The organism is Pedobacter sp. GSP4, from assembly GCF_051857575.1.
GTDB lineage: Bacteria > Bacteroidota > Bacteroidia > Sphingobacteriales > Sphingobacteriaceae > Pedobacter.
In genome coordinates this window covers 197,381-210,971 of the sequence record NZ_JBPZIR010000005.1, presented here as the reverse complement: position 1 = coordinate 210,971, position 13,591 = coordinate 197,381, and the positions used below count along the sequence as shown (strand labels likewise).

Genomic DNA, 13,591 nt, shown 5'->3' with positions numbered 1-13,591 from the left:
ATGAAAAGAGTAATTACCATAATTATCGTAGTTGTTGTTGCCCTAGGTGCAATAGCTTATATTTTAAGCAACAATAAAAAGAAAAACGAAGAGAAAACTGCTTTCATTGCTAAAGGTGGTGGTGCTGTTGCCGTTCGTGTTGCTGAGGTAGAGAAAAAAGTTGTGGATTTAGATTTTAGTGCAAACGGAAATTTTATCCCGAAACAAGAACTTAATTTCCTATCAGAAAATGCTGGTCGTGTTACCGCTATTTATGTTGATGAGGGTGACCGCGTAAGCAAAGGCCAGGTTTTGGCCCGTGTTGATGCCGAGATTATCAATACAGATAGAGAAACTGCAGAAGCTACTTACCAAAATGCGGTAAAAGACGAAGCCAGGTACCAAAGCTCATTTCAAACTGGCGGCGTTACGCAGCAACAGTTAGATCAGGCTAAATTGGCAACCAGAAATGCAAAATTGCGTTTACAGGCTTCTCAACGCCGGTTAAGCGATGCCAATATTAAATCGCCTATCAACGGTATTGTAAACAAAAGATACATTGAGGTTGGTGCATTTGTAAATACACAGGGCACACAATTGTTCGAACTGGTTGATGTTTCTAAACTGAAACTAAAAGTAAATGTTAACGAATCGCAGGTGGCCAACCTTAAAATCGGAGATCAGATCACCATTAAATCTTCTGTTTTCCCAACTGATAATTTTTCGGGCAAAGTAACTTTTATCGCTGCTAAAGCCGATGCTACGTTAAACTTCCCAATCGAAATTGAAGTAGAAAACAGTCATAAAAACACGTTAAAAGCCGGTATGTACGGAACAGCAATATTTAAGTTCCCTAAACAGGCGCCAAGCATCCTTATCCCACGTACTTCGTTTGTAGGGAGTGTAAGCAGTAACCAGGTTTTTATTTTCGACAAATCGAACAACACATCAAAAATCCGCAATGTTGTAGCAGGCCGCATTTTAGGCGACAATGTTGAGATTTTAGATGGCCTTAAAGAAGGTGAAACTGTAATCACCAGTGGACAGATTAACTTAACTGAAGGCACTGCGGTTAGTATCGTAAAATAGTTCAATTGGCAGTTATCAGTTTACAGTTTGTCATCCTGAGCCTCCCGATGAAGAATCGGGACATGTAGTCGAAGGACGATATTATTTCAATTGCAATAAAAAATTAAAATGAAGATAACAGATATATCTATAAAAAGGCCTTCGCTGGTTATTGTGGTATTTACCGCACTAACCCTGCTCGGGCTATTAAGTTACTTTTCGTTGGGTTATGAATTACTTCCAAAATTCTCAAACAACGTAGTATCTATTTCAACCATCTACCCTGGTGCATCGCCAAACGAGGTTGAAAATACCGTAACCAAAAAAATTGAGGATGCGGTATCATCGATGGAAAACATTAAAAAGATCAATTCTGTATCGTTTGAGAGTTTATCTACCGTTACCATCACCCTAACTGATGCGGCCAACATCGATATCTCTTTAAATGATGCACAAAGAAAGGTAAATGCTATCCTTTCTGAACTGCCAGAGGATGTAAAAACACCATCTTTAAGTAAATTCTCTTTGGATGATTTACCGGTTATTACCATGTCGGCTTCGGCAAATATGGACGATATTACCTTTTACGATTTGATCGACAAGCGTATTGCCCCGGTAATTTCGAGGGTAAGCGGTATTGCCCAGGTAAACTTGGTAGGTGGTTCGGAACGTGAAATCCAGGTTTCGTTAGATGCTGATAAATTACAGGGTTACAATCTTTCTGTTCCTCAGGTTCAGCAGTTGATCTTAAGTTCGAACTTGGATTTCCCTACCGGAAGTGTAAAAACGCAAAACCAGGATGTATTGATCCGTTTATCGGGTAAATACAGAAGTATGGAAGAGTTGAGGAACTTGGTTTTAACCACCACTAAAGATGGTGCACAGATCCGTTTAGGTGATGTTGCCGACGTTCAGGATTCGCAAAAAGAAACTGAAAAACTGGCCCGTATCGACCGTAAAGCTTCTATCGCCATCCAGATCATCAAACAAAGTGATGCGAATGCGGTAGAGGTGAGTAAAGGTGTACACGCCATTATTGCCAAACTTAAAACAGAATACGCTGCAAATAAACTGGATATCAGAATTGTGAACGACAGTTCGATTTTCACCTTGGAATCAGCTGATGCGGTAATCCACGATTTGATCCTTGCGGTTATCCTGGTAGCCTTTGTAATGCTTTTCTTCCTGCACAGTTTGCGTAATGCGTTAATTGTAATGGTATCTATCCCGGTATCGTTAATTGCTACATTTATCGGGATCAGCCTGTTCGGTTTTACCTTAAACTTAATGTCGCTTCTAGGACTATCACTTGTGGTAGGTATCTTGGTGGATGATGCGATTGTGGTACTGGAAAATATACAGCGGCACATGGAAATGGGCAAAAACAAAGTCCGAGCAGCATCTGATGCCACGCGTGAGATTGGTTTTACGGTAGTATCCATTACTTTCGTAATTGTGGTGGTGTTCTTCCCAATTGCTGTAAGTACAGGTTTGGTTTCAAATATCTTACGCCAGTTCTGTATCGTGGTAATTATTGCCACCTTGCTTTCATTAGTGGCTTCGTTTACCATTGTACCGCTTATTTTCTCGCGTTTTGGTAAGTTAGAGCGTATTGAAGGTAAAAACCTATTCGGCCGTTTTATCCTTTGGTTTGAAAAACAGTTGAAGAAATTTACCCTTTGGATTACCAGCATTTTAACATGGTCGTTAAACCACAAAGCCTTAACCTTAATTATTGTTGTGGTGATGTTCTTTAGCTCATGCGGATTGTTGGTGGGTGGTTTTATCGGTTCTGAATTCTTCCCTAAATCAGACAAGGGAGAGTTTTTGGTACAGTTAGAGTTACCTAAAGATGCCTCTTTAGAACAGACTAACTTCTTAACGCAAAAAGCTGAGGCTTTCTTGGATAAACAGCCAGAAATTACGCAGTTAATTACTACTGTAGGTCAATCGACCGGTGATTTTGGTGGTACCCAGGCTACGGCTTATAAATCGGAGATTAACGTTAAACTGGTTGAACGCGATCAGCGTGAAGGTGTTTCATCGGATATTTTTGCCACGAAAATGAGCCGTGCACTGGCAAAAGAATTGGTTGGGGCTAAGGTAAAAACCGTTCCGATCAGTATTTTGGGTATTGCAGAAAATGCACCGATACAATTGGTGGTAATGGGTTCAGATTTAGATAGTGCCTTAAAATATGCCGAAGGTGCACAAAAAGTACTGGCCTCTATTCCGGGAGCTACAGAGATTAAATTATCGGTAGAGAAAGGAACCCCTGAAATTAACGTTCAGGTAGACCGCGATAAGATGTCGGCTGTTGGCTTAACCTTACAAACTGTGGGTTCAACCATGCAAACTGCATTTGCAGGCAACACGGATGGCAAATACAGAAAAGGTGAGTATGAATATGACATCAATATCCAATACCAGAATTTTAACCGCCAGAATATTGATGATGTTAGAAACCTGATTTTTGTAAACAGTGAAGGTAAACAGATTAAGTTATCGCAATTTGCTACCATTACCGAAGGCTCAGGACCAAGTCAGTTAGAGCGTTTAAATAAATCTACTTCTGTATCTGTTAAAGCACAATCAATTGGTAGGCCAACAGGAACTGTAGTTGCCGAATTCCAGGCTAAACTGGAAGAGTTGCAGAAAAACGGCAAGTTAAAAGCACCAATTGGGGTAAGCTATAGCTGGGCCGGAGACCAAGAAAACCAGAGCGAAGGTTTTGGTACATTGGGTATTGCTTTACTGGCTTCTATTATTTTGGTTTACTTAATCATGGTGGCGCTTTACGATAGTTTTATTTATCCTTTAGTGGTAATGTTCTCGCTTCCTTTAGCGGTAATCGGAGCCTTATTGGCCTTGGCTTTAACCAATAACTCTATCGGTATCTTTACCATCTTAGGATTGATTATGTTAATGGGTCTGGTAGCGAAAAACGCGATTATCCTGGTCGATTTTACAAACCACTTAAAAGCTGAGGGTAAAGAAACCAAAGAAGCACTTGTTTTGGCCAACCATGCACGTTTAAGACCAATCTTAATGACCACCATTGCCATGGTGTTCGGTATGCTTCCAATTGCCTTGGCGAGCGGTGCAGGTGCCGAGTGGAAAAATGGTTTGGCTTGGGTTATCGTGGGTGGATTAACCAGTTCATTGTTCTTAACCTTAATTGTGGTACCAGTGGTTTATTTAATGTTCGATAGAATGTTAGAACGTCTTGGTTTCAACAAAAAAGGCAAAACCATTGATGAACTGATGGTAGAGCCATACGATCATAAAGATGTGAACGAATACGATTTAGATCACGGACATTAATCAAGATCCAGATTAACAATCAAATCAGCCCCAGCGAAAACGTTGGGGCTTTTTTGTGGGCTGACGCGGCTACTATAATCTTCTACGCCTTTGGTTTGTATTGCTAAGCTATTTTTTGCCACGGAAAGCACGGAAAATTATTTACGACCTATTTTGCTATGGTTCGTGTCTCCACGAAACATTTTTTTTGCCACGGAAGCATAGAAAACACGGAAAACTATCGCAACCTAATTCTTCTTTTTGCCGTGTTCGTGTACCCACGAAACATTTTTTTTTTGCCACGGAAGCACAGAAAACACGGAAAACTTCCGCCATGGTTCGTGTCCCCACGAAACATTAATGGACACACTCACCAAAGAAATCAAGTTTGTTCCGCCATGGTTCGTGTCTCCACGAAACACTATATTTTTTTGCCACGGAAAGCACAGAAAACACGGAAAACTATCGCAACCTAATTCTTCTTTTTGCCGTGTTCGTGTTTCCACGAAACATTTTTTTTTGCCACGGAAGCACAGAAAACACGGAAAACTATCGCAACCTAATTCTTCTTTTTGCCGTGGTTCGTGTCCCCACGAAACATTTTTTTTTGCCACGGAAGCACAGAAAACACGGAAAACTTCCGCCATGGTTCTTGCCCCCACGAAACATTAATGGACACACTCACCAAAGAAATCAAGTTCGTTCCGCCATGGTTCGTGTCTCCACGAAACACTATATTTTTTTGCCACGGAAAGCACAGAAAACACGGAAAACTATCGCAACCTAATTCTTCTTTTTGCCGTGGTTCGTGTCCCCACGAAACATTTTTTTTTGCCACGGAAGCACAGAAAACACGGAAAACTATCGCAACCTAATTCTTCTTTTCGCCGTGGTTCGTGTCCCCACGAACCGCTATTTAGACATACTTTTTTTTACCACTGCGCAGATAATCCTACAATACTGTATCCAAACAAATTATCCATCTACGTTGTATATTAGGGATTATGTTCAAATCCGTTTTAAGTCTCTTCCTAATCTGCTCTTCCATTGTAGTAAAAGCCCAGCACCCTCCTATTTTTCAGGCAATGACCAGCGATTCGAGTTTTATCAAAATCTACAACCTGGATATTACATTGGTTAAATACAGCTACAAACCCAATGGAATTAAATTTTTGGTGGTGCACGATAATGAAGATACTGGCGTTAAGGCAGGCTTCGATTACATCCGTTGGAGCGGCGGCCAACTTATAGATAGCCAGTATGGCGGGGTAAGAGATTATAATTTCACCTATATGGATGATCAATACCGCATAGATCCTAACGCGATTTACACTGAGGTGGGTGTAAATACCAGACTAAAAAAAGATTCCTACAGCTCTAACGAAGTTGAAAAAGCAATTTTAAACGCGGGCAAACAGATTGTTGATTTTTATGATCCAAAATCTACCGGTTATTTTTTAACCTTACATAACAATGCTGATGGCGGTTTTGGTATTTCTTCTTACTTACCTGGTTACGATCTGGCCAGCACTGCAGATTCGGTTTACATCAATTTCCAGATGGATGGCGATGACCTTATTTATGTTACGGAGCCAAGATTATTTTCCAGCTTGAAAAAAGCGAATGTTAATGTAATTCTTCAATCGAAATTTGTATCAAACGATGGCTCGCTTTCTGTTTACGCCATGCAGAACAATATTCCTTACATTAATGTAGAGGTACAGCATGGGCACCAGGACGAAAACCTCAGGTTAATAGAGCTTGCTATTGCAACCTTGAAAGAGCACGGTTTGGTAAAGAAAGAATAATGGTTAGTGCTTGGTTAAAGAGTTGACTAATCAATCGCCCTGATTTTCCCCACCAAGAAACTTACCAACAAACCAAATATACCAATTACAGCATAAGAATATTGTAAGCTCGATAAAGCTGAAATATAACCGATTAATGGTGGTCCCATTAAAAAACCTAAATAACTTACACTCGAAACCATTGCAATCGCCATTCCGGCAGATATTTTTCCATTTTTACCCGCCACACTATAAACAGTGGGCACAATACTGGATACCCCTATCCCCACAAGCATAAAACCGATAGTGGCCGTTACGATATATGGAAAGAATACAGAAGTGAACATACCGATAGAAATAACCAGTCCACTGAATTGGATAGTGCGCCTACGGCCAAGTTTTTGAATAACGGCATCGCCCAAAAACCTCCCCGAAGCCATCATCAGCATAAAAGAGGCGTAACCTAAAATAACAAGCGATGCTGGTGCCTTTACGATTTCTTTAAAGTAAACACCGCTCCAATCGAACATGGCGCCTTCAGTTGCCATACTGCAAAAGCCAATAATACCCAATTGCAACAAGGCAGCTTCGGGCATTACGAATAATTTAGGTTTGCGTTCTTGCGCTGCACCTTTGCCCGGCACCAGGTGTTTGTGGTTAAAAAATATATTTACCCATATCAGCACGGTAACAATCCAGAAGTGATAGTACGGAATGATGTGAAAATTAACCATGGCCAAACCTACCAGTGCACCGGTAAAGCCTGCAATACTCCAGGCCCCATGAAAGGAAGTCATAATTGGGCGGCCAAATAATTTCTCGGCCTCCGCTCCTTGTGTGTTTACAGCGATATTGCACATATTGCCGATAACGCCAAAAAGAAATAAGAAAACCGCCAGCTGCCAAGGTGCTGCAGCAAGGCCCAAATTGCTCAAAGCCAATACATATAATGGCGCAGTGATGGTTAATATGGCTTTGCTCCCATATTTGGTTACCAGGCCGCCAGATACAGGCATGGTACACAGTTGCCCCAATGGCAAGGCTAAAAGAATACTGCCCAATTCTCCATCAGAAAGTGCCAAGCTGTGTTTAATATCGGGAATACGGCTGGCCCATGATGCAAATGCAATTCCCTGCCCAAAATAAAACAGTGAAACCGCCAGCCGGATGCGGTTTGGAGAACTTTGCGCCAATACAGGTTTATCTTCTTGTTTAACTAAAATGTCCTGATCGTGCCTGCTTTCTTCCAAAATTGATGTTTTAATTGTTAGATTAAGGTACAAAGTTCCTTAAATCTATTGGAAATACCGACATATTTTTAAATTATTTGCACAAAGTCCCTTTCAAATCCTACACTTTCCACTTTTCCATTTGGTAAGCACCATCCCAAAACATCCACTCCAACCGCGTGGCCATTTCGAAAGCAAGTAACATTTTGGCTTGTGTTTCTGCATTGGCCTGGGCAGCCATTTGATCGGCAATGGCAATGGCTTTTTCTACAGCAGCAGCAAATTCAATCCCGGCGTACATATCAATCCACCTCTTATATGGATTCTGATCATTATCCTGTTGTGCAAAAATATGATCGCCAACAGCTTTATAAATCCAAAAACAGGGCAGAACAGCGACAACTGCCACCTCTACATTGGCGTAAGCTGCTTGGCTAAGGATATAATTGGTATATAATAAGGTAGATGGGCTTGGCTGTACTTGGTTGGCTAAACCAAATTCTGCAAAATAACTTTCGTGCAAACTACGTTCGGCAAAAATTGCACCTGTAGAAAATCCGGCAAAAGCCATAATCATCTCTGCGTTTTGCATCCGGCCGCTAATGGCACTCAATGTCCGCCCAAATTCTAGAAGATAATAAGCATCTTGGGCCAAATAAAAAATAAATTTCTCTTTCGGTAAAGTGCCATTGCTCAATTCCTGATTAAATGGCATGGTTAAAATCTTATCGTAAATGGGTTTAACATTTTCCCATGCGCGTTCGCTCCACTTCATTGTATAATTAGTTTTAAAGGATCAAAAAAATGATTTAGCGGACCATTGCCCTGGCCTGTTTTTACTTCGGCACCTGCCCACAATGCCTTACTGATATAATTTTTGGCATTTTTAATGGCCAACAACAAATTGCAGCCCTTGGCCATTTCGGCAGCAATCGCCGATGATAAGGTGCAACCGGTGCCATGCAGGTTTTTAGAGGCAATAAAAACACTCTCTAAAATTACAGGGGCCTCATTGCCGGCGATGAATACATCATATATTACAGCGCCCGATAAGTGGCCACCTTTTACCAAAACTGCCTTTGCTCCCTTGCCGATAATTTTCCTGCCCGCAGCAATCATATCATCCAAATTACTTATTGGTTGTTCGGCAAGGATAATGGCTTCATCTATGTTGGGCGTAACCAAACTTACCAAGGGGAATAACTTTTTAATTAATTGCGTTACCGTATCGGGCTCAATTAACCTATGGCCGCTGGTGGCTACCATTACGGGATCTAAAACAATGGGAGTTTCGGTACCATAGGCTTTAAGTTCAGTTTCTATTACGGCTACTACTTCGGCCCGGTTAATCATACCGATTTTGATGGCCGCCAGCTGTATATCATCCAATACGGCCTGCAGCTGATCTTTGATAATCTCGGTCGGGATGGCATGAACAGTTCTGACACCTAAAGTATTCTGGGCAGTTACAGCTGTAATTACAGTGGTACCATAACAGCCTAAAGCAGAAAAGGTCTTTAAATCGGCCTGAATGCCTGCACCGCCTCCACTATCAGAGCCAGCAATTGTTAATACATTGATATAGTTCATTTGCAAAAGACTTCATTTTGTTCATACAACTTCAGGAGTCTTCAAATGCAGAATGCATTTTACGCAATTTTTGCAGACAAACTAATTTCCTACGCCGGCATTATCCGGATCAGGTTCATTTGAGGTTGATGGTTGGAGGGTTTTTAGGCTGAAGGACATTACCCTCTACCTTTTTACCTTCTACCTTTAACCTCAAAATGGGTATATTCTCAGCCAACTGATTTGAAGGCACCCCTAAAGTTTTATTTTGTAGTGCAATATAGGGTTAAAAGTTGAAAGCTTAAAGGGTAAAGCATGAAGAACTAAGTACTCATCGTCATGCCTGCCGGTACAAGCGGAGAGAGCTGAATAGATTTAGTTTCGCTGAACACTTCGTGGTTCTCGGCTTCGTTACCTCTGCTCGAAATGACGATACAGCAATAAAACAAAAAACCCCGATATAAAACCGGGGCCTAAAACATAATAATAATTAATAAAGGGATAGAGAGACTAGATTTTATCTGGCTGGTAGAACCGAACGGTACCATCGGCCTCATTAGAAACGATTAACAAACTTCTGCCGTTAGGACTATCTTTTGGTTTTACAAACAACAAACCTTCGGGAGCATCGCCAGTAGAGAACAATTGAACAAATTTAGGTGCTGCTGGATTGGTAACATCATAAATGGCAACGGCATCTGCACGTTCCATGCCAATAAAAGCAAGTGTTTGTCCATTTACCTGTGCAACAGTTACACTTTCTACTTCCACACCTTTGTTATCTGAACGGTCATCGTCGTACATGCCGGCATCAATTACGTGCTGTTCTAAATCTTTGCCGATATTGGCAACCAAAGCCCCAGTATTTGCATTGATGATGCTTACAGATCTGCCTCCGGTGGAGTATAATTCTTGGAATACCTTATTTGTACCCACCATGGTATAACCAGTGGTATTGGTTACGGTAAGTCTACCCAAATTCGCATCCAACTGCAGGGTTGCAGCATTCGGGAATTTAACTGGATCTAGAACAAGATCTTTTACCCTTACTTCTTCTTTTGAATCTTTTGGGGTGTAATCCTGTCGGGTATCGCCCTCATTGGCTAAAGCCAGGTAAGCTGTACCACCCGTACTGAAATATGAAATGGCATCAGGTAAATAGAAAGCCTTGATTGGCCATGTACCTAAAACTTTTTTACTGTCTTTATCGCTTACATCGAAAGCATTTTCAGCCAAACTGATATCTCTGGTTCCCAGTGGGGTAATTTTGGTAATGGTTCCGGCCGCGATATCTACTTCAGCAACGCCATTGTTCTCTTGTAAGGTAACGTATGCCTTTTTAGAATCAGCGCTTACGGCAATGTATTCTGGTTCAATATCCTGGGTAAAACTTGCATTATAGCCATAAATCCTAAAGCCACCGGCCAATAATGTTGCTTTTTGTGATTCTAAAGCTGAAAAATCCAATGTTTTAACCGAGTAATTATCTTTAATATTGATAATAGAAATGGTTCCTTTAGGATCAACTGTATAAGCCAGATTCGGTTCGCCTTCGTTAGCCGATAAAATGTAATTACCATCTGGACTAAAAGTAACCATATCGGGCATTGCGCCAACAGTAATCTTTTTAACTTCTGATAAATCGGAGGTTTTTAACACTAAAACATCGCCATTTCCCTGCTTATCGGCACCATCTAAAGCTATCGCTAACAAACCGTTGCTAACGGCCACACTGTTAATCCCTGCATTGTTTGGATACAATAAGGTTTTTAACTTGGTAACGGTTGGATATTTACTCATATCAACCACATCAACTTTGGTTCCCCCATCATTACTTACTACGAATAGTTGTTTGGTTAAGGGATCGTAAGCTGAAATTTCGGAAGCAAATTCACCGCCCAGATCAATTGTAGCGGTTTCTTTAAAGCTGTCGATTTTTTCAGGAACAATGGCTTCGGTTGGCGGATCTGTAATCGGATCATCGGTTGGATCTTTTTTACAGGCAGCAAAGGCTAAAGAGGCAATTAGGATTGCACCAAATAGTTTTTTACAGTTCATGGTTTTTTAATATCTGAACCGCAAAAATAACCGCCTATAACGCTGTTTTTCAGCCTGCTTATATTATCATTTGGTTAAGGAATTGTGAAGGGAGGCTAAGGGGAAAGGCGAAAGACTAAAGCGAAAAGGTTAAAGGGACAAGACTAAAGGTGAAAGCAGGATGCAGGGAAGCGGCAATTTCTTATTTGTACTGTTTTTTTTGCATGAGGGATAGCAGTGTAAATCCTTTTGTTGTTGGCTTGAGCGTAGCCAAAAGCTAAACAAAAGATTGAAACGGATAGCCCGACCCTTGCGCAGCTTGGGGCATGCCCAAAAAATGTTTAGACAAAAAAAGCCGACAATTGCTTATCGGCTTCCTTCGTATTTAGTTATGCTTCGCCACCGTTCGACCGGAAGTTTAGCATTTTTTATATTAAATATGTATTGCGCGGTTATCAGTTGCAGCCAGTGCAGCTTCTTTTAACGCTTCGGTATACGTTGGGTGTGCATGGCAGGTACGTGCAATATCTTCTGCAGATGCACGGAACTCCATCGCAATAACGGCTTCAGCGATCATATCTGCAGCACGCGGGCCAATCATGTGTACACCTAAAACTTCATCCGTAGCGGCATCAGCCAAAACTTTAATAAATCCATCGGTATCCATACTCGCTTTTGCACGTCCGCTCGCTTTGAAAGGGAACGAACCAGATTTATATTTAACACCTTTTTCTTTCAACTGCTCCTCGGTTAAACCAACTGAAGCAACCTCAGGCCAGGTATAAACCACACCCGGAATTAGGTTATAATTGATATGCGGTTTTTGTCCGGCGATAGATTCTGCAACATAAGTACCTTCATCTTCTGCCTTGTGCGCCAACATTGCACCAGTAATTACATCACCAATGGCATAAACACCTTTAACCGAAGTTTCTAAATGTTCGTTTACCGGAATTTTTTTGCCACGTTCTTCAACGGTGATTCCGATCTTATCTAAACCTAAACCTTCCGTGTAAGCAGTACGGCCAACTGCAACGATACAATAATCAGCTTCTAAAGAAATAGATTCGCCTTTTGGGGTATCAGCAGTAACGGTTACCGTTTTACCTTTAGTGGTAGCACCGGTAACTTTATGGCCCATGTAAAACTCCATTCCTAAAGTTTTCTTTAAAACACGTTGTAGTTCTTTACCCAAGCCAGCATCCATTGTGCCGATAATAGATGGCAAGAATTCGACTACAGAAACCTTTGTACCTAAACGTGCATAAACAGAACCCAGCTCTAAACCAATTACACCGCCACCAATTACCACCATTGTTTTAGGAACTTCTTTGATATTCAAAGCTTCGGTAGAAGTAATGATGCGTTTTTTATCAATCGGTAAAAACGGTAAAGCTGTAGGTTTAGAACCTGTAGCAATAATTACGTTCTTAGCAGATAAAGTTTCGGTAGAACCATCGGCTTTGGTTACCAGGATAGTGTTTTTATCTACAAAAGAACCAACTCCTTCGAAAGAATCGATTTTGTTTTTCTTGAACAGATAAGTGATACCGGCTGTATTTTGAGCAACAACATCGTCTTTACGGGCGATCATTTGTTTCATATCAACCTTTAAATCTTTTAGATTGATACCGTGGGTAGTAAACGTATGGGCAGCGTTGTGGAAGTGCTCTGAAGAATCTAACAAAGCTTTAGATGGGATACAGCCCACGTTTAGGCAGGTACCTCCAAAAGTTTTATATTTTTCAACAACTGCAGTTTTTAAACCTAACTGAGCACAACGTATTGCGCCTACATAACCGCCCGGCCCTGAACCGATAACAACGACATCGTATTGCATAATTTCTTGAGAATTTTGATTGCCCAAATGTAGGGAAAAAAGGTTGAAGCTAAAACATAGAATGTGGATTGCTAAAGCCACAAAGAGGTAAAATTAAATTGCTTATGGTGATCAGATTAGCGCTTTCTGCATCATAAATTCTTTGGCATTGGCAAAACTGAGGAACAGCTCATCCGCCACCCTTAATTTTTGATGGGCACGCACATTGTTTTGAATTGCATAACAGGTAAGCCCTGCAGCCAAAGCCGATTTTACTCCGTTAATGGTATCTTCAAAAACAAGGCATTCGTCTTTTTGCAAACCCAAGCGCTCCACACATAGGTTATAACTTTCAGGATCGGGTTTTGATTTAATTACATCGCTCCGTGTAATAAACAAACTGAAATATTTTGCCAGACCATTGCGTTCAAATACAGCCTCTACATCCAACTTCGGACTGGCTGTAACTACCGCAAGCGTAAGCCCTTTTTCGTAAGCAAACTGTACAAACTCCAGGGCATGCGGCATTAACCGGATATCTGTTGTCCTAAACCCCTCAAACGTTACTTTCTCCCTCCGGTCAATAAAGCCATCTAAATCTTCATCAATTTTGTAGCGGTCTATTATGGTTTTTGCATTTTTTGGCAGCGGGATTCCCGCATAATTGCTTAACCAGTCTTTAAAATCAATTTGAACATTGTAGGGGCATAAAAATGTATTCCAGCAATCGAAATGAAATTTCTCCGAATCAATCAACGTACCGTCTAAATCGAAGAACAGGGCTTTTATTTTACTCATTA

At 41.0% G+C, this 13,591-nt stretch carries 9 protein-coding genes; 3 read left to right on the top strand and 6 right to left on the bottom strand.

The window, feature by feature from the left end:
• The 3 genes from ACS5PU_RS15035 (at window position 1) to ACS5PU_RS15025 (ending at window position 6,158) form a co-directional block, all read left to right on the top strand.
• A complete protein-coding gene (locus ACS5PU_RS15035) occupies window positions 1-1,068 on the top strand; it encodes an efflux RND transporter periplasmic adaptor subunit (protein WP_439459976.1) in 1,068 nt (355 codons plus the stop codon).
• 108 nt (window positions 1,069-1,176) lie between these two features.
• Window positions 1,177-4,371 carry an efflux RND transporter permease subunit gene (locus ACS5PU_RS15030; RefSeq protein WP_439459975.1) on the top strand — a complete coding sequence of 1,065 codons (3,195 nt, stop codon included), beginning with the start codon at window positions 1,177-1,179 and terminating at the stop codon, window positions 4,369-4,371.
• Between the two features lie 983 nt (window positions 4,372-5,354).
• Window positions 5,355-6,158, top strand: coding sequence for a hypothetical protein (locus ACS5PU_RS15025; RefSeq protein ID WP_439459974.1), 804 nt, complete (start codon window positions 5,355-5,357; stop codon window positions 6,156-6,158).
• 26 nt (window positions 6,159-6,184) lie between these two features.
• Here ACS5PU_RS15025 and ACS5PU_RS15020 read toward each other — a convergent pair whose 3' ends face one another.
• From ACS5PU_RS15020 to ACS5PU_RS14995, 6 genes are all read right to left on the bottom strand, one after another.
• Window positions 6,185-7,387, bottom strand: a complete 1,203-nt coding sequence (locus ACS5PU_RS15020) for an MFS transporter (protein WP_439459973.1) — start codon at window positions 7,385-7,387, stop codon at window positions 6,185-6,187.
• Between the two features lie 100 nt (window positions 7,388-7,487).
• A complete protein-coding gene (locus tag ACS5PU_RS15015; protein ID WP_439459972.1) occupies window positions 7,488-8,141 on the bottom strand; it encodes a TenA family protein in 654 nt (217 codons plus the stop codon).
• Window positions 8,138-8,956: a bifunctional hydroxymethylpyrimidine kinase/phosphomethylpyrimidine kinase gene (thiD, locus tag ACS5PU_RS15010; protein WP_439459971.1), complete on the bottom strand. Its 819-nt coding sequence runs from the start codon at window positions 8,954-8,956 to the stop codon at window positions 8,138-8,140. Before thiD ends, ACS5PU_RS15015 begins: the two co-directional genes overlap by 4 nt.
• Window positions 8,957-9,445: 489 nt before the next feature.
• Window positions 9,446-10,993 (bottom strand): choice-of-anchor I family protein, encoded by a 1,548-nt coding sequence (locus ACS5PU_RS15005; protein ID WP_439459970.1) that lies wholly within the window; start codon window positions 10,991-10,993, stop codon window positions 9,446-9,448.
• A gap of 412 nt (window positions 10,994-11,405) precedes the next feature.
• Window positions 11,406-12,812, bottom strand: coding sequence for a dihydrolipoyl dehydrogenase (gene lpdA / locus ACS5PU_RS15000; RefSeq protein ID WP_439459969.1), 1,407 nt, complete (start codon window positions 12,810-12,812; stop codon window positions 11,406-11,408).
• A 111-nt stretch (window positions 12,813-12,923) separates the two neighbouring features.
• Window positions 12,924-13,589, bottom strand: a complete 666-nt coding sequence (locus tag ACS5PU_RS14995; protein ID WP_439459968.1) for an HAD family hydrolase — start codon at window positions 13,587-13,589, stop codon at window positions 12,924-12,926.
• Between the last annotated feature and the right edge of the window lie 2 nt (window positions 13,590-13,591).

Coding starts and splice junctions, on each gene's coding strand:
- ACS5PU_RS15035 (WP_439459976.1), top strand. CDS start 1: ATGAAAAGAGTAATTACCATAATTATCGTAGTTGTTGTTGCCCTAGGT.
- ACS5PU_RS15030 (WP_439459975.1), top strand. CDS start 1,177: ATGAAGATAACAGATATATCTATAAAAAGGCCTTCGCTGGTTATTGTG.
- ACS5PU_RS15025 (WP_439459974.1), top strand. CDS start 5,355: ATGTTCAAATCCGTTTTAAGTCTCTTCCTAATCTGCTCTTCCATTGTA.
- ACS5PU_RS15015 (WP_439459972.1), bottom strand. CDS start 8,141: ATGAAGTGGAGCGAACGCGCATGGGAAAATGTTAAACCCATTTACGAT.
- thiD (WP_439459971.1), bottom strand. CDS start 8,956: ATGAACTATATCAATGTATTAACAATTGCTGGCTCTGATAGTGGAGGC.
- ACS5PU_RS15005 (WP_439459970.1), bottom strand. CDS start 10,993: ATGAACTGTAAAAAACTATTTGGTGCAATCCTAATTGCCTCTTTAGCC.
- lpdA (WP_439459969.1), bottom strand. CDS start 12,812: ATGCAATACGATGTCGTTGTTATCGGTTCAGGGCCGGGCGGTTATGTA.
- ACS5PU_RS14995 (WP_439459968.1), bottom strand. CDS start 13,589: ATGAGTAAAATAAAAGCCCTGTTCTTCGATTTAGACGGTACGTTGATT.